We start from the raw sequence: 26905 nt of genomic DNA, 5'->3' as shown, positions 1-26905 counted from the left end.
ATGGGCCGCCTTCTCACACGCATTGCCGTGGTCGCGCGTCGATCATAGTGCGGCCAGCGGTCCGGCATCATTGCGGATGGCTCTGGGGACCTCCCCAAGCACGCGCGCAAACGCCAGACGCATCCGCTCCCGGTTCGCGAATCCCACCTCGCGAGCGATGACCTCGATCGGCAACCGGCTTTGTTCCAGCATCAACTTCGCGGCTTCGACGCGCAACGCTTCGACCGCCTTTGCGGGCGTGGTGCCGGTTTCCGCCCGAAACAGCCGCGTGAACTGCCGGGGGCTGAGGCACGCGGCCTCGGCAAGCTCGTCAACGGTGAGGTTTTCGGCAAGGTTCTGACGAGCGTAGTTCAGCACGCGCTGGACCCGATCTTCATTCGCGCCGAGGTCCAGCAAAGTGGAATGCTGGGACTGTCCGCCTGAGCGGCGATGGTACATGACCATGCCCTTCGCGACCGAACGGGCAATATCGGAGCCGTGGTCGCGCTCGATCATGCCCACGACCAGGTCCGTTCCCGCGGTCATGCCGGCTGACGTCCATATCGGTCCGTCCGCGATGAAGATCTTGTCCATGTCGACCTCGCAGCTGGGGAAACGGTCCTGCAGCGCCTGCGCGTAACGCCAATGCGTGGTGGCGCGCCGGCCGTTCAGCAAGCCCGCATCTCCCAGGACGAACGAGCTCAGGCAGATGGCGGCGACGCGGCGCGCGTCGCGAGCAGCAGCGCGAAGCAGCCGGACCAATCCCGGCGACGAGGTCGGTATCTCCAGGCCCGCGGCGACGATCAGCGTGTCATAGCGAGCATCGTCGATTGGGTCCGTCATGACCTGCATGCCGGATGACGAGGCGACCAGTCCTCCTTCCTCCGAGAGGACGCGCACGTCATAGACCTTCTCGCCGGCCTGCTTGTTGGCCACGTCGAACGCTGCGACGGCTCCGAAGCAGACGGGTTGGAAACTCGGGCAAAGGACGAGGCCGATCTTCATGCTTTCTCCGCGACGGTTGCTAATCGCCTAGATGGTCGTTCCAGCGATGTTTCGCCATGCATGGCCGGAATGATGGCATCTACGTCCTGTCGGCTTGGGCAGGCCGCTGGTAGCGCTCCGACAGGTTTTCAGACCTTGGAGCTTTCATGTCGAGCGATCCGACGACATACAGCGCTGTTCAGGCCGTCGCGCCGGGACAGCTCGAACTGACGCAAAAGCCGCTTGTCGATCCCGGCCCCGGGCAGGTCCGCCTTCGCGTCGAGGCCTGCGGTGTCTGCCACTCCGACGCCGCGACCGTCGAAGGGGCTTTTCCGATCCAATGGCCGCGCGTGCCGGGCCACGAGGCTGTAGGCGTGATCGACGCGGTCGGCAGCAACGTCGAGGGTTGGACGCTCGGGCAGCGCGTCGGCATCGGCTTCCTCGGAGGCAGTTGCGGACACTGTGCAGAGTGCCGCGGCGGCGATCTCGTCAATTGCCGGAACCAGGAGTTCACCGGCGTTCATCATGACGGGGGCTACGCGCAGTACATGCTCGCGCGCTCAAGTGGCCTCGTGTCGATTCCCGATGGGCTCGCCTCGGAAGACGCCGCTCCGCTGCTCTGCGCCGGACTGACGACCTTCAGCGCGCTCCGCAACTCTCCCGCTCGCGCCGGCGATCTGGTCGCCGTGATCGGCATTGGCGGCCTCGGGCACCTCGCCGTGCAGTTCGCCCGGCGCATGGGCTTCGAGGTCGTGGCGATTGGGCGCGGACCGGACAAAGGTGGTCTCGCCGGAAAGCTTGGCGCCCACCATTATGTCGACAGCTCGAGCGTCGCGGTTGCTTCCGCGCTGCAGGATCTCGGCGGCGCGCAGCTCGTCGTCATCACCGCGTCAGGTGGTAGAGCTGTGGCAGACGCGGTGAAGGGGCTTCGGCCGCGCGGCCGGATCATCGCGCTCGGCGCATCTCCCGAACCTGCGGAGATCGCGACGTCCGACCTCCTGTTCGGCGAGCGTTCGATCGAAGGCGCCTTGACCGGCGATCCAGCGACCGCCGATGCCACCTTGCGGTTTAGCTCGCTCGCTGGCGTTGCCGCCATGATCGAGACGATGCCGCTAGAACGCGCGCCCGAAGCGTATCGCAAGATGATGGCGGGCGAAGCCCGCTTTCGCATCGTCCTCACCATGTAGATGCGCCGCCAATCATCAGGATCGACTCCGCATCAAGCAATGCAACTCACAAAGGAGCAACCATGTCGCTCGAAACCGCTAGAACAGAATCTTTGAACGTCGGCGATGTGCGCTTCGCCTTCCGGCGGCTCGGCCCGACGGCCGGGACGCCGCTCATCCTGCTGCAGCACTTCACCGGGACGATGGATGCCTGGGATCCGGCAGTGGTGAATAGCCTTGCTGAAACGCGGCCCGTCATTGCGTTCAACAATCTCGGCATAGGCACCTCGACCGGCCGGACGCCCGACACGGTGGAGCAGATGGCCTCGGATGCCGAGACATTCATACGAGGCCTTGATCTGCCAAAGGTTGACCTCCTCGGCTTCTCCCTCGGCGGCATGCTCACCCAAGTGCTTGCCGTGCAGCACCCCGGCTTGATCCGCAAGCTCATCATCGCCGGCGCTGCACCGCGCGGGGGCGAGGAACATCTGCTCGCCGTAGTCGACGAAGCCTTCGCTCAAAGCGGGACGGATGTGCGGTTGCCCCTGTTCTTCACACCCTCCGAAGAAAGTCAGCGCGCCGGCCGCGCTTTCGTCGCCCGCGCAACGATGCGCAAGGAGGATCGTGATCCGGACAGCGGCGAGGATGTCAGCAACGCGCAGGCGAAGGCAATCATTGGCTGGTGCGCCAGGAAGCATGAAGGCGAAGCGACGCTCGGCGCCATCGCGCAGCCTACGCTCATCGTGCACGGCAGCGACGACACGATGTTTCCGAGCATCAACGCCTACAACATGTTCAAGGCTATGAAGAACGCCCAGCTCGTTCTCTATCCGGACTCCGGCCACGGCGCGCTGTTCCAGTATCCAGCGAGGTTCGTCGCCCATTGCCGAACCTTCCTGGACGAGTGAGGGAAGAGATCGATGCCAATCTTCAGCAACTGGCGATCGAAGCCCATGGCGGCCTCGATCGGTTTCGGCAGTTCTCGTTCCTCACGGCGCGGCTTCACCAATTTGGCATCCTCTGGAATCCGAAGGGAAAGCCGGACGTGCTCACTCATGCCAATACGTTCTTGTTGCTTGCTAGAAATTCTCTCGATATTTCAATTACAAGAGCGTCGGAGAGCGCATCCCGCCCCTGCGCACCACGCCCCGGACGTCGGACATCCCCCGAGCTGTAGCTGCCCCCGAGCCACGACCCTCGTCCGCTATACGCAGCCGGCCGCCGCTGATATGATCCTCCGACAGTAAACGGCAGCTCGCCACCAGACTATTTCTGCGATGCCGGCCTTCTGATCGGATCTCGATCCCGCTCGCGCCTTTTCGCATTGCTTCGACAAGAACGCTGAACAAATCCAACGGCTGCCGCGTCCCCGCTCACATCAGGAGATGTGCCATGGCTGCATCGGACTGGCGTCTCGAAGGCGAATGGATGAAGAACTGCACCTGTGCGTTCGGCTGCCCCTGCGATTTCAACGCACGGCCGACCCAAGGCTATTGCAAGGGATTGGTCGCCATGCGGATCGCCAAGGGACATTTCGAAGGGACCAGGCTCGATGGTCTCTGCTTTGCGATCACGGTCGATTTCCCCGGGCCGCTGCATGAGGGCAACGGGACAATCCAGCCCATCATCGACGAACGCGCCACGGCGGAGCAGCGACAGGCGTTGTTCGATATCTTCTCCGGTAAGCATTCGGCCGAAGGCACGCTGTTCCAGATCGTCAGCATGATCGTCACCAAGATCCATGATCCCGTGTTTGTGCCGTTCGAGTTCTCCTTCGACAAGGACGGACGCGTCGCAAGACTCGTCGCCAAGGGCGTGCTCGAGACCGATGTCGAGCCGATCAAGAATCCGGTGACCGGTGATCCGCACCGCATCCAGGTGGTCATGCCCGAAGGGTTCGAACATCGGGCGGCCGAGGTCGCATCCGCCGACATCCGCTCGACCGGCGCGATCCGGTTCGAGACCCGCGCTACGCATAGCTCGCTCGCCAATGTCGTGCAGACGCCCAAGGGCGTTGCGGCATGATGCGGCGCTGACACCGACACGAGATCTCGGTGTCAGCTCCTCGTCGCCATGGACAAGTCGATGCAGGAGCGCTCGATACTCGAACACTTGCTCCACCGCGACCGGCTGATCGTCGCGATCGGGACCGCCGCAGTGGTCGCGCTCGCCTGGGCCTATCTCGCTGCGGGCGCCGGCATGGACACCGAGATGATGGCCGACATGCCGGACATGGCGTCGATGCCGTGGACGCCGTTCTATGGCGCGCTGCTGTTCGTGATGTGGTGGGTGATGATGGTCGCGATGATGGCGCCGAGTGCGGTGCCCACCGTTCTCTTGTATGCGACGGTCAAGCGAAGGCAGGAGACTGCCTCCCGCGCCGCAATCGATAGCTGGATCTTTCTCGCCGGTTATCTCGTGACGTGGGCCGGGTTCAGTCTCGCTGCGGTCCTGGTGCAAGCAGCATTCGAACGCTTCGGGTTGCTGTCGATGGCGATGGCAAGCACCAGCGCGATTCTGGGCGGCGGCGTGCTGATTGCGGCAGGGCTCTATCAGTTCACGCCGCTCAAACAGGCCTGCCTCCGTTACTGCGACAGTCCGCTGTTGTTTCTCAGCCGGCATTGGCGGCCCGGCACGCGCGGCGCATTCCGGATGGGACTTCGCCACGGCAGCTACTGCGTCGGCTGCTGCTGGTTTCTGATGGTATTGCTGTTCGTCGGCGGCGTGATGAACCTGGCCTGGATCATCGGCATCGCGCTCTATGTCGCCGCCGAGAAGCTGCTGCCGTTCGGCCAACGGTTGAGTTATGCGGCAGGCGCGCTCCTCATCCTGTCCGGCACGATCGTCCTTGCGCGCGCGATGTGAAAAACGGTCCAAAGACGGTTAAAATGTGCCGCTTGCGACATGGCGATGTGCCTGATCGCCCAATACCAGCCGACCTCCGTGATGATACGGAGGCTTTGAGCTGAAGAATTGAGCTTTGCCCCAACAAAAGCTTAAGGCTGTTTCAGTTAGCTTTGCGCCATGAACAGCACCGCGCCGGCTTCGAGCCGCGGGTGCCCCTGTGCAGTCGAGGCGGAGACAAGGCGATGCCAATACTGCGGGCGAACGCAGTTCTGCCCTGGCGGCCGAAGCGGGGGTGCGCGTCGTGATTCCCGCAGGGGCAGTCCGCAAAGCCGGAAGAGCGATCCTGCGGAATGGTCCGCTGCAGATCGCATTGTTCTTTCTGCCGCTAGTCTGGATCGGCTATTTCGCAATCACCGCCTCTGAGCGGATGGATGCGATGCAGCAGGCGCGGTCGCACGGCAACAGCGTCGCCGAATTGTTCGAGGAGAACACCGAGCGCATCTTCGAGCGCGTGGATCAGTCGTTGCTGGTGGTACGGGCACTTTACGCTCAGGATCCGCGGGCCTTCCGCCTGAAGTTCTGGTCCGACAAAGCCCGCATCGCCACCGGCGATGTGGTCCAGTTCGCTCTGATCGGATCGGACGGATACATGATCGAGACGACGGCGGGCTATTCCGGTCCGCCGCTCTATCTCGGTGATCGCGAACACTTCATTCAAACCATGTCTCAGGTCGACGATCGCCTTTACGTGGCGAAGCCGGTGCTGGGCCGCGCGTCCAAAAAGTGGACGATACAGCTCGCGAGAAAGCTGTTCGACCTCGCCGGCAATCGGGTCGGCGTGGTCGTCGGCTCGATCAGCGTCGACGTCGTCGGCAGGTTCTACGACACTGCAAAGCTCGGCGTCGGAGGAACGCTGATGCTCAGGAACGCGAGCTACGTCGTGCTCGCCGCCCGGGGCGTGGACCAGGGCTCCGTGCTGGGACAAAGCGCGCCGAGCCGCGTCGAGCGCGAACTGGGCGACGGCTTCCATGCGCAATATTGGAACGAGAACCGGCCGGACCGCAGCGACCGACTGATCACGGCGCGCAGGTCGCGCGCATTTCCGCTCATCTTCACCGTCGGCATTTCGGAGCAGGAGATCTATTCCCGCTCCGCTTTCAGGCAGAAGGTCTATCTCGGCGGCGCGCTGCTGCTCACGTTCATCATCCTCGCCGCGACGACATTCCATTGGCGGCGGCAGCAGGCGCTGGATCGCGCCCACCGTGAGCGGCGCGATCTTGCCAGCAAGTTCGAGGATGCGCTCAGGAACCTTCCCCAGGGCTTGAGCATGTTCGATGGCCGCGACCGTCTGATCGCGTTCAACCGGCAATGGCTCGAACTTTACAACCTCGTGCCGGAAGACATCCGGATCGGCATGGACTTCCGGGAGGTGTTCGCGAAGCAGACCGCCGTGCTCGACGTCGAAGCGTACCTCGTCGATTTGAAGAACCGGCTCGCCCAGTCGGAGCAGATCTCGAACACCGTGCAGTTTCCGGACGGACGGGTCGTCTACATCTCTTACGGCCGGCGCGAGGGCGGCGGCTGGGTTGCCACGCATGAGGACATCACCGAGCGCAAGGCGTCGGCGGACCGCATTGAGCGGCTCGCGCATTACGACAGCCTGACCGGCCTTGCCAATCGCAACCTGTTCAAGGAGCGCATCGACGAGGCGCTGGCCCGCCCGCGCCGGCCGGAGCCCGCGTTCGCCGTACTCCTGCTCGATCTCGACAAGTTCAAGTCGGTCAATGATGCGCTCGGCCACCAATGCGGCGACGCGTTGCTGAAGCAGGTTGCCGACCGGATCAAGGCGCAGATCCGTGATGCCGATACGGCGGCGCGAATCGGCGGCGATGAATTTGCCGTCATCGTCGCACCCGGCGGGGCCGCGATGCGCGACGGCGCTGAAAGCCTGGCCGCGCGGCTGGTCGAGGCCATTGCCGAACCCTTTCACATCGATGGCCACCCCGTCGTGAGCGGCTGTAGCATTGGCCTTGCGCTCGTGCCCGAGCACGGCACGCGGGTCGACGAGATCCTTCGCAACGCCGACCTTGCGCTCTACAGGTCAAAGAATGCCGGCAGAAACTGCTTCCACGTCTATTCACCGGAGCTCAAGGCGGAAGCGGATCAACGCAACGTGCTCGAGATCGAGCTGCGTGAAGCGATCTGGCGTGAGGAGATAGAGCTGTTTTATCAGCCTGTGATCGAGCTCGGCACTGGTCGGGTAAAATCGGTCGAGGCCCTGGCGCGCTGGCATCACGCCACCAGGGGCTACGTCCCTCCGGCGGAGTTCATTGCGGTTGCCGAGGCGGGGGGACTGATCGTCGAGCTCGGCCACCAGGTGCTCGCCAGGGCCTGCCGCGATGCGATGAGCATGCCGGGCGACATCAAGGTCGCTGTCAATCTCTCCGCCCTGCAATTTGCCAGCGCCAATCTCGTCGACACCGTGACCTTTGCGTTGACGCAGAGCGGGCTTCCGCAGACCCGGCTCGAGCTCGAGATCACCGAGAGCGTTTTTCTCGCCGACACCGAGGAGAACCTCAGGACGCTCCAGCGCCTCAAGGCGCTCGGCGTCTCCATTGCCCTCGACGATTTCGGTGTCGGATACTCGTCGTTGTCCTATTTGACGGCGTTTCCTTTCGACAAGGTCAAGATCGACAAATCCTTCATCGACAGGATCGATCGCTGCGAGACCGTCGCCGTGCTGAAATCCATCGTGCAGCTGGCAAAGACGCTGAAGCTGTCGATCGTCGCCGAGGGGGTCGAGTCCTCCGAACAGGTCAGACGGCTCCAATCACTCGGCATCCCGCTCGGCCAGGGATTTCACTTCAGCAAGCCCGTGCCGCTTGCAAGCCTCTCCTGGCAAGCCCCCACGGCGCGCCGGAAACGGCGGGTGGCGTGAGGTCAATGCCTCAGGCGTTTTCATCATACCCCGCCACTAGAGCCCCTTGGGCCGAAGAGCGTTCCTCAATTGCCGGTTCGGAAGCTGCGCCCGCCCGTCCTGGCACTCCCCTTGCTCAGTCCTGATCCAAGCCCGGGCCTCGGTGGAGAGGCCGTTTCAGGTTGAGGCAAGTGATGCAGGAAGTGTCCCGTTCTGGTGCTGCTGACGAACTCCGGCTCGACGCGTTGATCGCCGATTTATGGTGGCGCGTTCGGCTGATTAATACCGACATTCTCGAGGAAGAGGCGCGCGCCGGGGTGTTCGACCCGGTTCAGCCGACCTACCCGCTTCTCGCGGCCAACCTTCGCGCCCGACGCGACAATCTGGTCGCGACGATCGGCGTGCTCGAGCAGCGTGCGAGATCGGTGTCGGAAGCGGCTTGAAGCGGTCGCGGGGACGCGCCAGCCTCGACGTCTTCGTCAACCGGCCCGGCTGCAGCGCCAGAGGCGGGCGCGGGATGCAATGCGCATCCTCGCATGGCTCGAATGCCTCCGACGCTGTGCCGCTAACAGTTGAATTCAGGCCGCCGCCTGCCCGTGTTATGGCTGGTCTCTGCACCCCCGCGAGGCCGCCATGCTCCCCATTCCCGCCGATATCTTCACCGAACCCGAGGACGTCTCGCCCGACGGCCTGACCAATCTCGGCCCGCTTCGGCGTCTTGCCGGCACCTGGCAGGCGGACAAGGGCATCGACATCAATCCGAAGGCCGAAGGGCCGGAGCGGCGGACCTTCATCGAGCACATCCGCATGGATCCGATCGATCCGCAGGCCAACGGGCCGCAGCTGCTGTACGGGCTGCGGTACCACATCCACATCAACACGCCCGAGGAAGACATTACCTTCCACGACCAGGTCGGCTACTGGCTGTGGGAGCCGGCGACCGGGCTGATCATGCAGACCCTGGCGATCCCGCGCGGGCAGGTGCTGCTGGCCTCGGGCAAGGCCGGGCCCGACGACAAGACGATCTCGGTCACTGCCAAGCGCGGCGACACCGCCTACGGGATCTGCTCGACCGATTTTCTGGAGCAGGCCTTTCGCACCGATGCTTATCGCTGCGACATCACCTTCAACGAGGACGGCAGCTGGACCTATCTGATTCAGACCGAGTTGTTCGTGCGCGGCGCGCCGTTCAATCACCACGACACCAACACGCTCCAGCTCATAGCGCCACCCAAGCTCAACCCGCTGGCGGCGATCGTGAACGATCGTGCCGCGCGCGGTGGACCCGCGGCCTGAGCGCTGCCCTGAGGATTGCATGAAACCGTATGTCATCTGCCTGATGCACTCCAGCCTCGACGGGCGCACGCATCCCAGCCGCTGGCGTCCGAAGGGCGCGGGCACGGACTGGTTCGAGAAGATCCACGATGAGCTCGGCGGCGATGCTTGGGTGATCGGCCGCGTCACGGGTTCGGAGTTCGCCAAGGGCAGGCCCTATCCCTCGACAGACGCGAAATTTCCGCGCGAAAACTGGTTCGCCCGGCGCGACGCGAAGACCTATGGCGTCGTGCTCGATGCAGAGGGCAAGATCGGCTGGGGGCGCGCGGAGATCGGCGGCGATCCGATCGTCGTCGTGCTGACCGAGAACGTCCCGGATTCGCATCTCGCTGGCCTCCGCAGCGAGGGCGTGTCCTACATCTTTGCCGGCAAATCCGAGATCGACCTCGCACTGACGCTGGACATTCTCAGCCGCGAGCTCGGCGTGAAGCGCCTGCTGGTCGAGGGCGGCGGCGTTGCCAACGGCGCGTTCCTGCGCGCCGGCCTCATCGACGAATTCAACCTGATCCTCAGCCCTGCGATCGACGGCGCAAAGGGCGCCCCGTTCGTGTTCGATTCCACCGAGGCGGACAGCGACCGGCGCGCGCCGATCGCCGCGATGACGCTGGAGAGCACGCGCGAGCTCGGCGGCGGCGTCCTGCTGCTGCGCTATCTGATCCAGAACGACCCGCAAGCCGTGAGCCGGTAAGGCGCGGCCATGTCCGATCCGTCCGAGCACATCGTCATCGTCGGCGCCGGCGCGGCCGGCCTGATGGCGGCGCGCGAGCTGGCGCGTGCCGGCAGCAAGGTGACGATCCTGGAGGCGCGCCAGCGCTGCGGCGGCCGCATTCATCCGCTGCCGGCCTCGCAGTTCGGCTATGCCGCCGACGGCGGCGCCGAGTTCGTCCATGGCGAGGCGCCGGTCACACGCGCATTGCTGCGCGAAGCCGGCCTGTCGCTTCAGGAGATGGAAGGCGAGCAGTGGCGCTTTGACGGGACGAAGCTCACGCGCGAGCGCGACGATCCCCATGAAGCGGAGCTTCAGGCCAAGCTGGCGGACTTGAAGGACGACCTCACGGTCGCCGACTTCCTGCGCCGGCATTTTGCAGGCGACAATTACGCGCCGCTGCGCCATTCGATCGAGCGGATGGTCGAAGGCTATGACGCGGCCGATCCCGAACGCGCCTCCACGCTGGCGCTGCGCGCGGAATGGATGGACGGCGGGCACGCTCCGCAGGCGCGCATCGAAGGCGGCTACGGCGCGATGATCGATTTCCTGGCGGCCGACTGCCGCAGGCAGGGCGTCACCATCCGCCTCGGCAGCGTTGTGTCGGCGATTGCGGAGGAGGGCGGCGCGGTGATCGTTCGCTGCGCCGGCGGCGACGTGCACGCCTGCGACCGCATGATCCTCACCGTGCCGCTGCCGCTGCTGCGCGAGATCGCGCTACCGGCAGGCGCGCGTGCCAAGCTGGCTGCTGTCGACGACATCGGCTTTGGCAACGTCATCAAGATCCTGCTGCGCTTCGCGCGGCCATGGTGGCGCGAGCGCAAGGAAGACCTTGCGGACATGACCTTCCTGCTGTCGGATGAGGCGATCCCGGTCTGGTGGACGCGCTATCCGGACCAGCATCCCGTGCTGACGGGCTGGTTCGGTGGCCCCCGCACGGCCGAGCTGGAAAGCCTCGACGCGCGAGCATTGATCGATGCCGGGCTCGGCTCGCTCGCCGCAATCTTCGGCCTGCCGCGCGATCACATCGTGCGCGAGCTGGTGGCGTCCGCCGCGACTAACTGGGCGCATGATCCGTTCGCGCGCGGCGCCTATTCGTGGGCGACGCCGCGCACGCGCGCGGCACAGGCGATCCTCGCGCGCGGCGACGGCTTGGTGCTGTTTTCCGGTGAAGCGCTCTATCGCGGCCGCGACATGGGCACGGTCGAGGCGGCACTGGCGAGCGGCCTGGAGACGGCGGACATGATCCTTCGGGGACAATGAAAAGAGGCCCGCATCTGATGCGGGCCTCTCGTCGCGTGTCTCTCCAGATCTTACCAGCGGCCGCCGCCGAAGCTGAACGTCACGCCGGGGCCTCCGCCGTAATAGCCGTAGGGCCCGCCGCCGTAATAGCCGTGGTGCCGCGGGTAATAACCGTAGCTCCTGTAATACGGCCGGTAATAGCCGTGATGATGCCGCCAATGATGATGGTGGCGGTAATGCCTGCGGTGCGCGCTGATGTCGGTGGTCTGGCTTTCCTGCGCGGTCTGCTTGGCACTTGTATTGCCGGCCGCGCTCGCCGATCCACCGGCCAACGCCGCAGCACCAAGGGCGATCGCGGCAATGAGATATTTCATGTCATCACTCCAGTTGAAGGTCGTGTGACAACACATGAGTATCCCGCGCGTTCCAGCCACTGCGGGCGTCGAAACGACGCAGATTTTCAGTTCCCCGATGAACGCACGTTAACGTTTGTGAACGAGCGAAGGCCGCGCGATCTATCGTCGCATGAAGAGGCATGGCCTGCGACTCGCGCCCCGAACGCGGCGCAGCTTCTCTTCGACGATGCGGTGCGAGTCCGGGACACGAGAGTGGCGCATGTAGATTTTCGCAACTGGCACGGATGCGGATTAGGAAAGCGGTGTCGCTCGGAGAGCGCAGCGAGGATCGCATCCTGTCTGCGATGAATGTACGACCGTGATAGCTGAGCGCAGTGCCAGGGCTCCGTGGCATCAGCGCGATCGTACACGTTGACGCCAGCGGACACGGACCTACTTGAACGGGTCCTGGATCGACGGGGCCGACTGACGGATGCGGCGCACGCTGACCGGGGTGCCGTCGGAGACGAACAGCAGCTCGTATTTGCGGCCCTCGCTATCGGTCGCCGAGCAGGTGACGTCTTTCACCTTTCTGGCGGCGAAGTTGCCGGTCTGCCGGCAGATGCCGGTCGAGGTCTGCTCGGCGGGCACGGGCAGGCCGTCGACCTTGGGGCGGTTCTTGGAGTTGAGCAGCACGCGGTCGATCCGCAGCTCGTAGGAATTGTCGTCGGCGCGCTTGCCGTTCTCGCCGGAGAACGACACCACGTGGCTGTCATCGGAGGGATCGTCGACCGCGACCGCGAAATTGACCCGTCCCGTGTCGCCATGGGCATAGGCCACCGTCTTGCACGGCAAGGTGCGGCCGGCGACTCTGAACGTCTTGCAGTGGCCGGACATCAGCGCCAGGAGATCGATGAAGGCGTTCGGCTGCGCGGGCGGATTGTTGACCGGAACGGGTTTGGAAGTCTCGGCAAAACAAGGACTTGCCGCGATCACGAGCAACGCGGCGAGGACCAATCGGCGAAGGCGCGTCGTCGGGCTCATGAGCCAGGGGGCCATGGCGGAAGAGTTCCGCACCGTAACCATCGAACCGCAAGTTGGTTGCGATCCCGTTTGTGCTGCAAATCCCGTCTGGAATATCACCGCGTCAACCCCGAGGGCGATTCGTCCAAATCGCCCGATCCGTCCCGGCGGGCACATGCCATCAGGGCGGTGTTTTTTTCGTGGCATGATCCGGAAAAGTGCGTAGCGGTTTTCCGAAAGGCTCATGCTCAAACAATAACCTAACCCATCGCCGCCTGCCAGCGCCTGTCGCGGAAGGAGGGGCGGCGGTGGAGGCGGGCGTCCAGCACGGCGCGGGCGCGGGGCAGCTCACCGCTGCGCATGAGCGCGACGATATAGGTGTCCTCGATCAGCTCGCGCTGGGCGTGGCTGCCGCCGATGCGCACGACTGCGCCGAGCACCGGCGCGAGCATCTGCACGCAAGTCCGGTAATCCTCATCGGCGAAAGCCGCGAGTGCGCGGAAGATCGCCGGCACCACAGGGCCCGCCGGCAGCTTGCCGTCGGCCAGCCGCTGCTCGATCGCCGCAAGGCGGGCGGCGAGCGCTTCGCGATTCTGCGTCGCGGCTGCGAATAGCGCCATGTGGACGTCGGCAAAGGACAGACTCGATTTCGGAAACAGTTTTTGCGCGGCGGCGTCGGCTTCCTGCCACAGCGCCTTCGGTACCGCATGACCGTACATCGACAGGCGCCACAGCAGCGAAGCGCTGTCGGTGATGACGTTGAGCGGCGGCGCCTGCGTGGCAGTGGGCCGAAGCACGTCGGCATAGATCGCGAGCGCCCGCGCCGCATCGCCATGCTCGAGCGCGCCGAGCGCCTGATGCCAACGGATATGGCCGTGGAGGATTCCGGAGCGGTCATAAGCCGGCAGCCATTCGTCGACGAGACGATCGGCGTCCTCGGTCGATCCATCCTCGAACATCGCATGCAGCACCGCGTGCGCGGCGTGGGCATTTTCCCGGCGCAGATGGAAGCCGCGCTCGGTGACGGCGCGGCCGCGCGCGACGTCGCCATTCTCCGTCATCGCCCAGCCGGACATGGTGAGGAACCACCAGTCCTCGCCGTAATGTGGGGCGACGCGTTCGCAGAGCTCGTGCCGGGCGCGGTCGTGATCGGCCATGCCTGAGAAGGCGAACAGGCCGAACGCGCCAAGCGGCAGCGACAGCACCAATGCGTCGCGGGGCCATGCGTCGATATGCTTCAGCGTCGATGCGATCGCCTCCGGCAGCCGGCCCTCGATCGCGAGCGCCAGCGTCTCGACATGCGAGCGCTCGCGCTCGCTGCCGCGCCCGGCCACGAGCTCGCGCGCGCGTGCCGCCTTTTGCCGCGCGAGATCGCCCTGCTGGTAGAATGCATGAACGCGGCCGCGGGCGATGTGGGCCAGCGCGAAATCAGGGTCGGCCGCGATCGCGCGCTCCAGCATCTCCGCCGTGCCGGTCCAGCCCGCGAGCATGAGGTCGACGCCGTCGCGATAGGCGGATGCTGCCTCGTGCGAGGTGGTGGAGAGCGGCAGGCCGTAGCGGTCTTGAAGCGCCATCGAAGGCCCCCCTCACGCCGTCCGCGCGCGGCGGCCTTCGATCGGATAGGCCGGATCATTGTAGCCTGGCGTCGAGGGATGGCCTGGCGTCACCAGGCGGTCGATCAGCGCCTCGTCCTCCGCGGTGAAACGATAATCGAGCGCGCTGATGTAGCCGTCCCATTGCTCCTCGGTGCGGGGACCGGCGATCACCGACGAGACGAAGGCGGAGTTGAGCACCCAGCCGACCGCGAACTGGCCGGCGGTGATGCCTTTCGTCTCGGCGTGAGCCTTGATCTCCTGCGCAAGCTGGAGCGATTCCGGCCGCCATTCGGTCTGCATCATGCGGGTGTCGTTGCGCCCCGCGCGCGTCTCCTTGTCGGGCGCTGCATCCACCCTGTACTTGCCGGTGAGCACGCCGCGCGCAAGCGGGCTGTAGGGCACGATGCCGAGACCGTAATAGGCGCAGGCCGGAAAGTGCTCGACCTCCGGCATGCGGTTCATGGCGTTGTAATAAGGCTGGCTCACCGCGGGCCGGTCGATGCCGAGCCGGTCGCAGATGTTGCAGATCTCGGCGACGCGCCAGGCGCGGTAGTTGGAGACGCCGAAATAGCGCACCTTGCCGGCGTGGATCAGGTCGCTCATGGCGCGCACCGTCTCCTCCAACGGCGTGGCATGGTCTTCCTTGTGCAGATAGTAGATGTCGATGTGATCGGTGCCGAGCCGCATCAAGCTCTCGTCCGCCGCCTGCAACACCCAGCGCCGCGACAGCCCGCCGCGATTGGGATCGTCCCCCATGGGGTTTGCGAGCTTTGTGGCAAGCACCCAGGCACCACGATTGCGCGCGATGGCGCGGCCGACGACCTCCTCGGAGGCGCCTTTGGAATAAGCGTCCGCTGTGTCGATGAAATTGATCCCGGAATCGCGTGCCTTGTCGATGATCCGCTTCGACGTGGCCTCATCGGTCGGCCCGCCGAACATCATGGTGCCCAGGCAAATCGGCGAGACCTTGAGGCCGCTGCGGCCGAGCTGGCGGTATTGCATGGGCGAGTCCTCGATGTTGGTGGACGGCAGCATAGCCAGCAAAGTCCGTCATAGCGAGCGCAGCGAAGCAATCCAGAGATGTGTCCGCGGAGGGATGCTGGATTGCTTCGCTGCGCTCGCAATGACGGTGGGGCACGTTTGCGCCTCACATTCAGTGTCATCGCCCGCGAAGGCGGGCGATCCAGTACGCCGAGACAGTCGTGATCGATCGAGGGGCCGCGACGTACTGGATTCCCCGCCTTCGCGGGGAATGACGGCTGCGGGTGTGGCGCGCAGCAGCGCCGGCCTGATCGCCCGCTACCCCGGCCCCTTCAAGATCTTGAACACGCCGTTCGCCATCACGATGCAGCGGTCGTCCACGGTCACCTCGGTGCTCATGAAGATCAGGCTGCGGGTCGAGCGCACCACGCGCGGGCGGGAGATCAGGGTGTCGCCGATCTGGCCGGCCTCGACGAAATGGGTGTCGAGCTGCACCGTCGCCAAGTACTCCTTGCCGGAGACGTAACGGGCCGTCATGCCGCAGGTGCGATCGGCGAACGTCATCATCACGCCGCCCTGGACCATGCCGCGGCGGTTGTGGTGCTTGTCCTCGGTCGCGAGCGCGAACTCGTAATGGCCGTCGACCTTGCGCTCCCACAACGGGCCGATCAGATGCAGGAAGCCCGTGGTCTCCAGGATGCTCCAGCCCTCTGATTTCAACCTTGCGGCGGCCTTGCTGGTCATGTCGTCGTTCGTCCTTGCAACGCGATGTCTCCTCGTTTCATCAGATGCAGTCCTGGTGTAGTCAAGCATCATGAGAACGTTCGACGATGCCACCAGACGGAATATCGCAGAGGCCTGCGCGGCCTTCGCGCGGCTGCCCGTCACAGCCGAGCCGTCGGCGCTGAAGCGCGCCGCGGTCGTGCTGGCGCTGACCGAATCCGACGACGGTGGCGACACCGCCTTCCTGCTCACCAGGCGCGCCTCGCACCTGCGCGCCCATCGCGGCCAATGGGCGCTGCCCGGCGGACGCTGCGATGCCGGCGAGACGCCGGTCGAGGCGGCGCTGCGCGAGCTCGACGAAGAGCTCGCACTCGCGCTGTCAGCCGATGCGGTGCTCGGCCTGCTCGACGATTATCCGACGCGCTCGGGCTATCTGATCACGCCGGTCGTGGTCTGGGCGGCCGACAGTGCTGCGATCCGCCCGAACCCGGATGAGGTCGCCTCCGTTCATCGCATCGCGCTGGCCACGATCGAGCGCGACGATGCCTTCGATTTCACTGAGATCCCCGAGAGCAGCCGCCGCGTGATCCGCTTCCATCACCAGATGAGCCTGATCCATGCCCCGACCGCGGCGCTGATCTACCAGTTCCGCGAGGTGCTGGCGGGGCGGCACACCCGCGTCACCGACCTGGAACAGCCGGTATTCGCCTGGACGTGACGATGGTAAACGGCGCGTTAACGCGACGGTTACCGGATGCCTGCTAAGAAGGCAGCATGCATCATTCGATTCGAAATAAATTGGCGCTGGTTCCGCTCGCGCTCGTCCTGATCTCGCCTGCGGCGCGCGGCGCCGAGGCCGACGCGCTGTCGCCCGCCGTTCGCAATGCCAACGCCCAGCTGCTGTCGCAGTTTTTCGCGCAAGGCGCGGGGGCTTCGCCGGCCGTGCTCGAATATCGCCGCAAGCTCGCGGAATATCAGGCCGCGCGCGCCGCCTTCGATGCCGAGGCCGGCGCCTATTGGAGCCAGATCTCGGAGAAGCGGAAGGCCCGCAACGCCAAGCGGCGCAATGGGCAGCAGATCACGCTCGATGACTACGTGCTGGAGCATCCGCCGCTCTATACCGGGCCGAAGAAGCCGGTGAATCCGGAGCCGGAGGAAACGCCGGATCGCCCCGCGAGAAGACCGATCCCCGTGGTCGCCGATTTCCTGCGTGCGGCGCAGGAACTCTACCAGTTCACGCCGCAACGCCCGTCCAGCGAGCTCGAGTTCAAGCGCGCCTATGCGCGCTACGCTCTGGCCCATGGCCTGACGCGCGAGCAGGCGGTGCGGGTCTATTCGTTCGAGACCGGCGGCACCGGCAGTTACGACGTGCAGGCGGGCATCGAGCATGGCGGCAAGCGCGCGATCTCGACTGCGATGGGCTACAACCAGCTGCTCACCACCAACAGCGTCGAGCTGCTCGCCGAGCAGGGCCATGAACTGATCCGCGCGCTGTCCGAGAAGGTGACGCGCACATCTGGACCGGCGCGGCATGCGCTCGAGCACAAGCTCACTGTCCTGAAGAAGATGGTGGCGCACGCGAAGTCGGTGCCCGATACCTGGTCGGAGCACGAGAAGATGGGCGCCACCCCGCAGGGCTGGGCCATGCATGCGATGGTGCTCGACGTTGACATCGGACCGATGCTGCAGACCCACAAGCTGCTGACTTCGGTGCATTTCGCCCGCGCCAAGGGACACTCGCGCCCGCTGTCGGCGGCCGAGCTCGAGATGATGAACCTCACCGGCGACGGCACCGGCCTTGACATGGTGACGATGCCGCAGGCGCTGCGCGAGCGGGTGCCGACCTCGAATTTCTTCCAGCGCGGCGGCTATGAGCGCAACCCGGTCGCGATCCGCCACAACACGGTGGCGAAGCTGCTGGCCGTCACCGACGAGCGCATGGACGTGAACAGCGGCAAAGCCGGCGCAAGGGAATTGGCAGGGGCGTTCTAGGACGCTGGCGCAGGTGGGCAAAGCGAAGCGTGCCCACCATTGTTGATTCGACGATATGAGATGGTGGGCACGGCGCTAACGCGCCTTTGCCCACCCTACGCTCTGTCGCCTGCGAGCGCGGCCCCTACTGATCCGGCCCGAACTTGAACTTGCCGTCACCCTCCAGATACGGGCCGGTGCGCATGTAGAGCTGGCCGTTCTGGCCGATGAAGAACAGCGTGCCCTTGGGCACCTTCTTGGCGCCCTTCAAGAGCTCGCCGGCGTTGCTGGTCCCCATCTTGTAGGAATAGGTCTTGCCTTCCCTGTCGTAGGCGTAGCCGGTGTCGGTCTTCAGCTCCCAGGGCGTCGCTGCGGTTTGCGCCAATGCGGGCGCTGCCAATGCGCCGAGGGCGGCTGCGATTGCAAATGTCTTGATTGAAAATGCCGTCATCCCATCCTCCCAAGATCGGGACATTCCATGATTGAACAAATCACGAACGATGCGTCCCGGTCAACTTGCGATAGCGCCGCAGCGCATCACGTCTTGCCCAGCAGTTTGTGATTTTCCCTCCGTCCCCTCGCGACTATGTTCCGCTTTCCGTTTAGAACGCAACTCGACAAAAATATTGGTGGGGATGATTCGAATGAACCTAGTCGTCAAAGCCTGCTCGGCTGCCGCGCTGTTGCTCACGGCGCTGGCGCCGGCCGCCCAAGCCGATGACTACCGGCTCAGCCACAACCAGCGGATTTCGTGCAGCCGCGGCCTTGCCCCGGGCAAGCTGAACACGGCGACCTGCAAGTCCTACACCTATCTCTTCAACACCAGGACCTCGGAATATTTCCGCTGCCAGGTCTCCCTGGCGCTGACCCGCGACAACAAGGAAGTCATCAACGTCCAGACCGACGGCGGCTGCACCAAGAAACCGCGCATTTTCGAGACCGACGGCAAGTACGATTTCGACGCCACCGAGACCGAGCCGCCGAACACCAATTCGTTCTTCGGCCCCGGCGGCTATTCGGTCTGGGCCGCCGACGTCGGCGCGCAGAAGGTGCGCGGCTGCATCACCATCTCCTCCGGCCTCGGCTCCGACATCTCCAAATGCCTGGACATGACGTTCCAGTGAGCGAGCGCTCGATAGCCACTGCGTAGACGGTGCGCTCCCTGCCCCGCCTACGGGGGAGGGCTGGGGAGAGGTGTCTCCGCATCGGGACAATCCCCTAGAGGAGAAAACCCTCACCCGCGCCTTCGGCGCGACCTCTCCCGCAAGCGGGAGAGGTGACCGAGCAAGCCGCTCCGACTCGAACCTAACGCGACTCCAGTCCCGCTGCGCCACCTCGCCGCACCGTCCGGTTCCCAAAAACCCAGCGGGAACGGCCCTTTGCCGCAGTCCTGTTTTGCCTTTTGGATGGGTTGACCCGCATCCCTCGTCCGGCCAATTTCGCCGCCGGTTTGGGGAGAACAACAACCATGAAACGGACGATTTTCGGCGCGGCCGCGGCTCTGGCTCTGGCGGCGTCGGCACCTTGCGCCCAGGCGCAATCCTTCATCAACGTGCTGACCGGCGGCACCTCCGGCGTCTACTATCCGCTCGGGGTCGCGATCGGAAAGATCTACGGCGAAAAGATTCCGAACGTGAAGACGCAGGTGCAGGCCACCAAGGCGTCGGTCGAGAACCTGATCCTGCTGCAGCAGGGCCGCGGCGAGCTGGCGTTCACGCTGGGCGACTCGCTGAAAGCCGCCTGGGAGGGCGAGGAGGAGGCGGGCTTCAAGACCAAACTCGACAAGCTCCGCACCATCGGCGCGATCTACCCGAACTACATCCAGATCGTCGCGACCGCCGACAGCGGCATCAAGACGCTCGCCGATCTCAAGGGCAAGAGCCTGTCGGTCGGTGCACCGAAGTCGGGCACCGAGCTGAACTCCCGCGCGATCCTGGCCGCTGCCGGCATGAGCTACAAGGAGCTCGGCAAGGTCGAATATCTGCCGTTCGCCGAATCCGTCGATCTCATGAAGAACCGGCAGCTCAACGCCACGCTGCAATCGGCCGGGCTCGGTGTCGCCTCGCTGAAGGACCTCTCGACCTCGAGCCCGATCACGGTGGTGTCGGTGCCGAAGGAGACCGTCGACAAGATCGGCCCGCCCTTCGTGGCGGCGACTATTCCGGCCAACACCTATACCGGCCAGGACAAGGACGTGCCGACTGCGGCCGTGATCAATTATCTGGTCACCAGCTCCGCCGTCTCGGACGATCTCGCCTATCAGATGACCAAGCTGGTCTATGAATCGCTGCCCGAACTTGTCACTGCGCACGCGGCCGGCAAGGAGATCAAGCTCGAGACCGCCGCCACCGGCAGCCCGGTCCCGCTGCACCCCGGCGCGATCCGCTATTACAAGGAAAAGGGGCTGATCAAGTAATCAGCTCCTGTCGTCGGACGTCATGGCCGGGCTTGTCCCGGCCATCCACGTTCTGCGGCTGTGCATGGAAGTTTCGTGGATGCCCGGGACAAGCCCGGGCATGACGGCTCGGGACATACCGTGCCAATGCTACAAGCGCTCGACGATTGGGGATGGGCTGAGATGCTGGAAAAGGCAGAGGGGACTGAGATCGCGCCAGACAAGGTCAAGGTCGAGTTCGACAATTTCGAGCATGGCTTCCCAGAAGGCTTCGGCCCGGGCTGGTGGGGCCGGCTCGCCTACTGGATCGGCATCGCGTTCGCAATCTTCCAGCTCTACGTCGCCGCCTTCAACTATCTGCCGAGCCAGGTGGTGCGCGGCGTCCATGTCGGATTCCTGCTGCTGCTGACCTTCGGCCTGATCGCCAACTTCACCGCGAAGAGCAATTTCGGCCGTGCGCTGGGCTGGGCGATCGGCGCCGCCGGCTTCTACTGCGGTCTCTACCAATGGATATTCTATGCCGACCTGATCGCGCGCGATGGCGATCCGACCAGGCTCGATCTCGCCGTCGGCACCCTACTCGCGGTGCTGATCTTCGAGGGCACGCGGCGGCTGATGGGCGCGGCGCTGCCGCTGATGTGCGGTGCGTGTCTCGTCTATTGGTTCTTCGGTCAGTACCTGCCGTCGCCGCTCAACCATCGCGGCTATGATTTCGACCAGATCGTCACGCATTTGTCGTTCGGCACCGAAGGCTTTTACGGCGTGCCGGTCTACGTCTCCGCGACCTACATCTTCCTGTTCATCCTGTTCGGCTCGTTCCTGGAGCGCGCCGGCATGATCCAGCTGTTCACCGACGTCTCGCTCGGCCTGTTCGGCCGCACCCGCGGCGGACCTGCCAAGGTCGCGGTGTTCGCCTCGGGCATGATGGGGACCATCTCCGGCTCGGGCGTCGCCAACGTCGTCACCGTCGGCCAGTTCACGATCCCGCTGATGATCAGGTTCGGCTACCGCCGCGCCTTCGCGGCGGGCGTCGAGGCGACGGCCTCGATGGGCGGCCAGATCATGCCGCCGGTGATGGGCGCGGTCGCCTTCATCATGGCCGAGACGCTCGGCGTGCAATATTCGGAGATCGTCAAGGCCGCCGCGATCCCCGCGATCCTCTATTTCGCCTCCGCGTTCTGGATGGTGCATTTGGAAGCCGGCAAGCACGGCCTGGTCGGCATGAAGCGCTCGGAGATCCCGAGCGCCTGGAAGGCGCTGGTGACGCGCTGGTACCTCGTGCTGCCGCTCGCGGCGCTGGTCTACATGCTGTTCGAGGGTTTTACGCCGCTCTATGCCGGCAGCATGGGCCTTGCGCTCACGGTGACGCTGATCCTCGGCACCGCCATCACGACGGGCGCCTCCTCGAACGTGATCCGGACCATCTTCTGGGTCGGGCTCGCGCTCGTCGTCGCGGCATTGTCGCGCGACGGCCTCCAGATCGTGCCGGTCGCGACCGTCGTGGTCGGCCTGATCGTGATCACGGCGTTCGTACGCGGCGGCTTCGCGGCGTTGCGCGCCTGCCGCGATGCGCTGGCCGAGAGCGCAAAATCCGCCATCACCGTCGGCATGGCCTGCGCGATCGTCGGCGTCATCATCGGCATGATGTCGCAGACCGGCGTCGGCACCATCTTCGGCGGCTGGGTGATCGGGCTCGGCGAGAAGAGCCTGTTCCTGGCGCTGGTCATGACCATGCTGCTGTCGATCCTGCTCGGCACCGGCATTCCGACCATCCCGACCTACATCATCACCGCCGCGCTCGCAGCTCCCGCGCTGGCCAAGCTCGGCGTGCCCTTGATCGCGAGCCACATGTTCGCATTCTATTACGGCATCATGGCCGACCTCTCGCCGCCGGTGGCGCTCGCCGCGCTTGCGGCGGCGCCGATCGCCAAGGAGAACCCGGACAAGATCGGCTGGGAGGCGATGCGCATCGCGCTCGCCGGCTACGTCATTCCCTTCATCTTCGTCTATTCGCCGGCCTTGATGCTGCAGGCCGGCGATCCCATGGCGGCCAAGCTCGGCTTCTACGGCGCGGTGGCGCTGGCGAGCTTGAAGGCGCTGGTGGCGATCGGCCTGTTCGGCATGGCCGCGATCGGCTTCCTGTTCACGCGGCTGACGTTGATCGAGCGCCTGGTCGCGCTCGGCGCCGCGTTCTGCCTGCTCGGCGAATTCCCCTTCAGCGACAGCGCGGGCTTCGTGCTCGCCGCCGCGCTGGTGCTGTGGCAATGGCGGCAGCGTCCGCCGGCGCCGGTCGAGGCGGTGTGAGCCTCTGTCTTGCGACAGCGGGCGGTGTGAAGGCGCTGACGCTGTCCGCGTTCACGCTTGTCTGGACGCATTCGATCGCGAAGGTCGAATGGCAGGAAGACTGGCGCCTCACGCCCGCCGGCCTCGAACTGGTGCAGGCCCGCGTCAAGGGCACCGGCCCCGGCATGGAGCCGCCGGCCGAAGCGCGGCTGGTCGACGGCTGGTTTCGATGGCGGCCGCAGCGTGCGCCGATGCCGGAATTGGTGCTCGGCAATTCCGGCGCGGCCGGCGAATGGCTGCTCTGCCATGACGGGACGTGCCGGACATTGTCGGCGATTGTCGGGCATTCCATTGGTGCTAACGTGACCACGTTGAGCGTCTGCAAAGAACCGTAGCCCGGATGGAGCGGAAGCGTAATCCGGGACCACTGCCCCGGATTGCGCTGCGCTCCATCCGAGCTACAAGAACAACAACACGGGAGACACGCGATGGATCGGCTCAAGGGCAAGGTTGCGATGGTGGTGGGGGCCGGCTCGATCGGTCCAGGCTGGGGTAACGGCAAGGCGACCGCGGTGACCTTTGCGCGCGAGGGCGCGCAGGTGTTCTGCGTCGATCGCAACGGTGCCGCGGCCGAGGAGACCGCCAGGATCATCAGCGGCGAGGGCGGCAAGGCGATTGCGTTCACGGCCGACGTGTCGCGGCCTGCCGAGATCGAGGCGATGGTCGCGGCGTGCCTCAAGGCCTATGGCCGCATCGACGTGCTCGACAACAATGTCGGCATCGCCGAGATGGGCAGTGTCGTCGAGGTGAGCGAAGACAGCTGGGACCGCGTCTTCAGCGTCAACCTCAAGAGCGCCTATCTCGCCATGAAGCACGTCGTTCCCGTCATGGTGAAGCAGGGCGGCGGTTCGATCATCAACATCTCCTCGATCGCCTCGATCCGCCACATGGGCATCTCCTACGTTACCTACGGCGCCTCGAAAGCGGCGATGAACCAGATGACGCGCACCACAGCGATCGAGTTCGCGCGCCATCACGTCCGGGTCAACGCGATCCTGCCCGGCCTGATGAAGACGCCGATGGTCGAGCACTCCGCCGGCCTCGCCGCCAGCTACGCCAAGGGCGATGTCGAGGCGATGTGGCGCGCGCGCGACGCCCAGGTGCCGATGGGCCATATGGGCGATGCATTCGACGTCGCCAACGCCGCGCTGTTCCTGGCCTCGGACGAGTCGAAATACGTGACGGGCATCGAGCTCGTTGTCGACGGCGGGATCACGTGCAAGGCCGGGGCTTGATCCAGCCCCAGCTTGCACGCAGCCCGCCGCTGCGAGTCATAGGCGATCGCCCTGGCTCGCAAGGAGGAAGCAGATCATTCACAGCAGGGCGTATTGCGCGCGTTCGCGCCTGGTTAGCAGCGGCAGCGCCTGTTCCGCGATGTAGCTCTTGAAATGCGCGCTCTCCTGGTGCGCCCTAAAGGCGTCTTCGTCGCGGAACAACTCGTAGAACAGGAACTGGGCCGGATTGTCCTTGGCGCGCGAGATCAGGAACAGCTTGACGCCTGGCTCGCGCTGCGCCTGAGGGAGGAAGCCGCGCAGGATTTCAGCAACCCGGTCGACCTCTTCGGCCTTTGCTTCCCATTGCGCCACGACGAGAAGTCCGCCGCCGATGGCCGGGTGGCCGGCCTCTTGATTCATTGCCTGTTCGGTCATGATGGAGCTCCTTGAGAATGCTCCATTCGATAGCGCGGCTCTGGGCGGCAATGGTTCGATGAAGATCGTAGTGCGAATGTCGCCGCGGCCCAGCGTTCCGTCGCGGGTCGAATTGATTTCCTGCGCGAATTTCGCTACCGCCTTTTCCCGTGGATACGCTCAAGGTCAGAGACGCTAAAGACGTCGAAGAGGTGGTGCGCGCGGCGATCGCGAGCGAGCAGCCGCTCGAGATCATCGGCCATGGCGGTAAGCGCGGCATCGGCCACGCCATGGCGACCAACGCCGTGCTCGACGTCTCCGCACTCAATGCCGTCACCGCCTACGAGCCGAACGAGCTCATCATCACGCTCCAGGCCGGCGCGCCGCTGGCCGACGTGTTGGCGCTGATCGACGCCAAGAACCAGCAATTCGCCTTCGAGCCTGTAAACACCGCCCCGCTGCTCGGCACGACGGCAACAGGCACCATCGGCGGCATGATCGCGGCAGGGCTCGCCGGGCCGCGGCGGATCCGGGCGGGCGGAGCGCGCGACCACCTGCTCGGCGCGCATGCCGTCTCGGGTTTCGGCGACAGCTTCAAGACCGGCGGCAAGGTGGTGAAGAACGTCACCGGCTACGACCTCTGCAAGCTGCTGGCGGGGTCCTGGGGCACGCTGTCGGTGATGACCGAGGTCACGCTCAAGGTGATGCCCAAGCCCGAGGCCGAGCGGACGCTGTTGCTGCGCGGGTTAGATGATGCCGCCGCCAACAAGGCCATGACTGCGGCGCTGGGCTCGCCCTTCGACGTCTCCGCCGCCGCGCATCTGCCGAAATCCGCACTCCGGGCCGGGACCGAGGGGCTGGGCGACATTGCGGGCCAAGGCGAGGCCGAGGCGCTGACCGTGCTGCGGCTCGAGGGCATCACCGCGTCCGCTGCGCACCGCGCCGGCTCGCTGCGCCAATTGCTGGCGCCGTTTGGAACCGCGACGCTGATCGAGGACGTGGCATCCGCGGCCCTGTGGAGCGCGATCCGCGACGTGCTGCCGTTCGCGGCGAGCGGCGCGCTCGGCGCCTGGCCGGTCTGGCGGATCGTCTGCCCGCCGGCCTCGGGCGCGGCGCTGGGCACGCAGCTGGCGCGCGAGACGGGGGGCGATGTGATCTACGATTGGGGCGGCGGCCTGATCTGGGCGGCGCTCCCGCCGAAGCCGGACGCGCATGCCCCGGCGGTGCGTGCGCACGCGAACGCGGCCGGCGGGCATGCCACGCTGATCCGGGCGACTGATGATGTCAGGCGCGAGGTCGACGTGTTCCATCCGCAGGCGCCGGGGATTGCCGCGCTGAGCGAGCGGGTGCGCGCCAGCTTCGATCCGAAGATCATTCTCAACCGGGGGCGGCTCACGCGGAGCGCTGGCTGATGAAGACCGAATTCTCACTCGCGCAGCTCGCCGACCCCGATATCGCGGAAGCCGACAAGATCCTGCGCGCCTGCGTCCATTGCGGCTTCTGCACCGCAACCTGCCCGACCTATGTGCTGCTCGGCGACGAGCTCGATAGCCCGCGCGGCCGCATCTATCTGATCAAGGAGATGCTGGAGAAGGACCAGGCGCCGACCGCCGACGTGGTCAAGCATATCGACCGTTGCCTGTCGTGCCTTGCCTGCATGACGACCTGCCCCTCGGGCGTGAACTACATGCACCTGGTCGATCAGGCCCGGGTGCAAATCGAGCAGCGCTATCGGCGGCCGCTGACCGAGCGGCTGCTGCGCCAGGTGCTGGCCTTCGTCCTGCCGGACCCGCAGCGCTTTCGCGTCAGTATGTGGCTGGCGCGGCTCGTCCGTCCGCTCGGCGTCTTGCTGCCGACACCCCGGCCTGCGGCGACGCCGGGCTTGATCCAGCGCATCAAGGCGATGCTGGCGCTGGCGCCGGACCGGCTGCCGCCCGCAGGGCCCGCCGCCGGCAGCGTGTTCGCGGCGCTGGGCAAGAAGCGCGGCCGTGTGGCACTGCTCCAGGGCTGCGCCCAGCAGGTGCTGGCGCCGCGCATCAACCAGGCCGCCATCAGTCTCCTGACCCGCCACGGCATCGAGGTCGTCCTTGTCAGGGACGAGCAGTGCTGTGGCGCGCTGACCCATCACCTCGGCAACGACGAGGATGCGCTGGCGCGGGCTCGCGCCAACGTCGCGGCGTGGCGGAAGGAAATGGCCGGCGAGGGGCTCGATGCCATCCTGGTGACGACCTCCGGCTGCGGCACGGTGATCAAGGATTACGGCTATCTCCTGCGCGAGGACACAGCGTTCGCGGCCGATGCTGCGAGGGTCTCGGCGCTCGCCAAGGACATCACCGAATACGTCGCCGGCCTCGAGCTTGCGACCGCGGCGCGAGCGGACGACATCGTCGTCGCCTATCACTCCGCGTGTTCGTTGCAGCATGGACAGAAAATCACAGGGCTTCCGAAAGAATTGCTTTCCAAGAATGGATTCGTGGTGAAAGATGTGCCCGAGAGCCATTTGTGTTGCGGTTCGGCGGGGACCTACAACATTCTCCAGCCCGAGCTTGCGGGTCGGTTGCGTGATCGTAAGGTCGCCAACATCGCGAGCGTCAAGCCGGACATGATTGCCGCGGGCAATATCGGCTGCATGGTGCAGATTGCCAGTGGCACGTCAGTTCCGGTCGTACACACGATTGAGCTTCTCGATTGGGCGACGGGCGGGGCGCGGCCGGCACTGAACGCGCAGGTTTGAG

At 65.3% G+C, this 26905-nt stretch carries 26 protein-coding genes; 18 read left to right on the top strand and 8 right to left on the bottom strand.

Going from position 1 to position 26905, the window contains the following annotated elements; genetic code table 11:
- Nucleotides 1–42 precede the first annotated feature (42 nt).
- Nucleotides 43–984 (bottom strand): GlxA family transcriptional regulator, encoded by a 942-nt coding sequence (locus GA0061099_RS22425; RefSeq protein ID WP_036027004.1) that lies wholly within the window; start codon nt 982–984, stop codon nt 43–45.
- Nucleotides 985–1130: 146 nt separating this feature from the next.
- Between GA0061099_RS22425 and GA0061099_RS22420 the strand changes: the two genes are divergently transcribed.
- From GA0061099_RS22420 to GA0061099_RS22375, 9 genes are all read left to right on the top strand, one after another.
- Entirely contained in the window at nt 1131–2150 is a 1020-nt protein-coding gene (locus GA0061099_RS22420) for an alcohol dehydrogenase (RefSeq protein WP_036027006.1), read from the top strand.
- A gap of 62 nt (nt 2151–2212) precedes the next feature.
- Nucleotides 2213–3037: an alpha/beta fold hydrolase gene (locus GA0061099_RS22415; RefSeq protein ID WP_050996003.1), complete on the top strand. Its 825-nt coding sequence runs from the start codon at nt 2213–2215 to the stop codon at nt 3035–3037.
- A gap of 484 nt (nt 3038–3521) precedes the next feature.
- Entirely contained in the window at nt 3522–4154 is a 633-nt protein-coding gene (locus tag GA0061099_RS22405) for a DUF1326 domain-containing protein (protein ID WP_036014350.1), read from the top strand.
- A 60-nt stretch (nt 4155–4214) separates the two neighbouring features.
- Nucleotides 4215–4994, top strand: a complete 780-nt coding sequence (locus GA0061099_RS22400) for a DUF2182 domain-containing protein (protein WP_244429357.1) — start codon at nt 4215–4217, stop codon at nt 4992–4994.
- Nucleotides 4995–5346: 352 nt separating this feature from the next.
- Nucleotides 5347–7914: a bifunctional diguanylate cyclase/phosphodiesterase gene (locus GA0061099_RS22395; protein WP_141697655.1), complete on the top strand. Its 2568-nt coding sequence runs from the start codon at nt 5347–5349 to the stop codon at nt 7912–7914.
- 173 nt (nt 7915–8087) lie between these two features.
- On the top strand, nt 8088–8336 hold the full coding sequence (locus tag GA0061099_RS22390; protein ID WP_025032359.1) for a hypothetical protein: 249 nt from the start codon (nt 8088–8090) through the stop codon (nt 8334–8336).
- A 190-nt stretch (nt 8337–8526) separates the two neighbouring features.
- Nucleotides 8527–9189 (top strand): FABP family protein, encoded by a 663-nt coding sequence (locus GA0061099_RS22385; RefSeq protein WP_036027012.1) that lies wholly within the window; start codon nt 8527–8529, stop codon nt 9187–9189.
- A gap of 19 nt (nt 9190–9208) precedes the next feature.
- A complete protein-coding gene (locus GA0061099_RS22380) occupies nt 9209–9916 on the top strand; it encodes a RibD family protein (RefSeq protein WP_036027015.1) in 708 nt (235 codons plus the stop codon).
- Between the two features lie 9 nt (nt 9917–9925).
- Nucleotides 9926–11197, top strand: a complete 1272-nt coding sequence (locus tag GA0061099_RS22375) for a flavin monoamine oxidase family protein (RefSeq protein WP_036027018.1) — start codon at nt 9926–9928, stop codon at nt 11195–11197.
- Between the two features lie 50 nt (nt 11198–11247).
- Here the strand turns inward: GA0061099_RS22375 and GA0061099_RS22370 are convergent, their stop codons facing one another.
- From GA0061099_RS22370 to GA0061099_RS22350, 5 genes are all read right to left on the bottom strand, one after another.
- Nucleotides 11248–11550: a hypothetical protein gene (locus GA0061099_RS22370; RefSeq protein ID WP_036027019.1), complete on the bottom strand. Its 303-nt coding sequence runs from the start codon at nt 11548–11550 to the stop codon at nt 11248–11250.
- 414 nt (nt 11551–11964) lie between these two features.
- Nucleotides 11965–12570: a hypothetical protein gene (locus GA0061099_RS22365; protein WP_244429358.1), complete on the bottom strand. Its 606-nt coding sequence runs from the start codon at nt 12568–12570 to the stop codon at nt 11965–11967.
- Between the two features lie 224 nt (nt 12571–12794).
- The gene (locus tag GA0061099_RS22360) at nt 12795–14108 is read right to left on the bottom strand and encodes a tetratricopeptide repeat protein (protein WP_074448047.1); all 1314 of its coding nucleotides are present in this window, start codon (nt 14106–14108) and stop codon (nt 12795–12797) included.
- Between the two features lie 12 nt (nt 14109–14120).
- Nucleotides 14121–15131, bottom strand: a complete 1011-nt coding sequence (locus GA0061099_RS22355; RefSeq protein WP_036027041.1) for an aldo/keto reductase — start codon at nt 15129–15131, stop codon at nt 14121–14123.
- A 297-nt stretch (nt 15132–15428) separates the two neighbouring features.
- On the bottom strand, nt 15429–15854 hold the full coding sequence (locus GA0061099_RS22350; RefSeq protein ID WP_036014328.1) for a PaaI family thioesterase: 426 nt from the start codon (nt 15852–15854) through the stop codon (nt 15429–15431).
- Nucleotides 15855–15921: 67 nt separating this feature from the next.
- Here GA0061099_RS22350 and GA0061099_RS22345 point away from each other — a divergent pair, with 67 nt between their 5' ends.
- A complete protein-coding gene (locus GA0061099_RS22345) occupies nt 15922–16551 on the top strand; it encodes an NUDIX hydrolase (protein WP_085969228.1) in 630 nt (209 codons plus the stop codon).
- A gap of 56 nt (nt 16552–16607) precedes the next feature.
- Nucleotides 16608–17825, top strand: coding sequence for a hypothetical protein (locus GA0061099_RS22340; RefSeq protein WP_036027032.1), 1218 nt, complete (start codon nt 16608–16610; stop codon nt 17823–17825).
- 124 nt (nt 17826–17949) lie between these two features.
- Here the strand turns inward: GA0061099_RS22340 and GA0061099_RS22335 are convergent, their stop codons facing one another.
- Nucleotides 17950–18255 (bottom strand): hypothetical protein, encoded by a 306-nt coding sequence (locus GA0061099_RS22335; protein WP_036027034.1) that lies wholly within the window; start codon nt 18253–18255, stop codon nt 17950–17952.
- Between the two features lie 193 nt (nt 18256–18448).
- Between GA0061099_RS22335 and GA0061099_RS22330 the strand changes: the two genes are divergently transcribed.
- The 5 genes from GA0061099_RS22330 to GA0061099_RS22310 all read left to right on the top strand — a co-directional run bounded on the left by GA0061099_RS22330 (nt 18449) and on the right by GA0061099_RS22310 (nt 23777).
- A complete protein-coding gene (locus tag GA0061099_RS22330; RefSeq protein ID WP_036014322.1) occupies nt 18449–18928 on the top strand; it encodes a hypothetical protein in 480 nt (159 codons plus the stop codon).
- A 344-nt stretch (nt 18929–19272) separates the two neighbouring features.
- Nucleotides 19273–20220, top strand: coding sequence for a TAXI family TRAP transporter solute-binding subunit (locus tag GA0061099_RS22325; RefSeq protein WP_036027036.1), 948 nt, complete (start codon nt 19273–19275; stop codon nt 20218–20220).
- 162 nt (nt 20221–20382) lie between these two features.
- Complete coding sequence (locus tag GA0061099_RS22320; RefSeq protein ID WP_036027038.1) at nt 20383–22503, top strand: TRAP transporter permease; 2121 nt, start codon at nt 20383–20385, stop codon at nt 22501–22503.
- Nucleotides 22464–22877: a DUF1850 domain-containing protein gene (locus GA0061099_RS22315; protein ID WP_036027039.1), complete on the top strand. Its 414-nt coding sequence runs from the start codon at nt 22464–22466 to the stop codon at nt 22875–22877. The genes GA0061099_RS22320 and GA0061099_RS22315 overlap by 40 nt, the downstream gene beginning before the upstream one ends.
- Nucleotides 22878–22970: 93 nt before the next feature.
- A complete protein-coding gene (locus tag GA0061099_RS22310; RefSeq protein WP_036027040.1) occupies nt 22971–23777 on the top strand; it encodes an SDR family NAD(P)-dependent oxidoreductase in 807 nt (268 codons plus the stop codon).
- A gap of 78 nt (nt 23778–23855) precedes the next feature.
- On the opposite strand, the gene GA0061099_RS22305 is transcribed toward GA0061099_RS22310, so the two are convergent.
- On the bottom strand, nt 23856–24191 hold the full coding sequence (locus tag GA0061099_RS22305; protein WP_050996005.1) for a putative quinol monooxygenase: 336 nt from the start codon (nt 24189–24191) through the stop codon (nt 23856–23858).
- A gap of 149 nt (nt 24192–24340) precedes the next feature.
- Between GA0061099_RS22305 and GA0061099_RS22300 the strand changes: the two genes are divergently transcribed.
- Nucleotides 24341–25582 carry an FAD-binding protein gene (locus GA0061099_RS22300; RefSeq protein WP_036014306.1) on the top strand — a complete coding sequence of 414 codons (1242 nt, stop codon included), beginning with the start codon at nt 24341–24343 and terminating at the stop codon, nt 25580–25582.
- The gene (gene glcF, locus GA0061099_RS22295) at nt 25582–26904 is read left to right on the top strand and encodes a glycolate oxidase subunit GlcF (protein ID WP_074448046.1); all 1323 of its coding nucleotides are present in this window, start codon (nt 25582–25584) and stop codon (nt 26902–26904) included. The genes GA0061099_RS22300 and glcF overlap by 1 nt, the downstream gene beginning before the upstream one ends.
- Nucleotide 26905: the final 1 nt, after the last annotated feature.

Origin of the sequence: Bradyrhizobium yuanmingense (genome assembly GCF_900094575.1) — a bacterium.
Lineage (GTDB): Bacteria > Pseudomonadota > Alphaproteobacteria > Rhizobiales > Xanthobacteraceae > Bradyrhizobium > Bradyrhizobium yuanmingense.
This window is presented reverse-complemented; position numbering and strand designations above follow the sequence as displayed.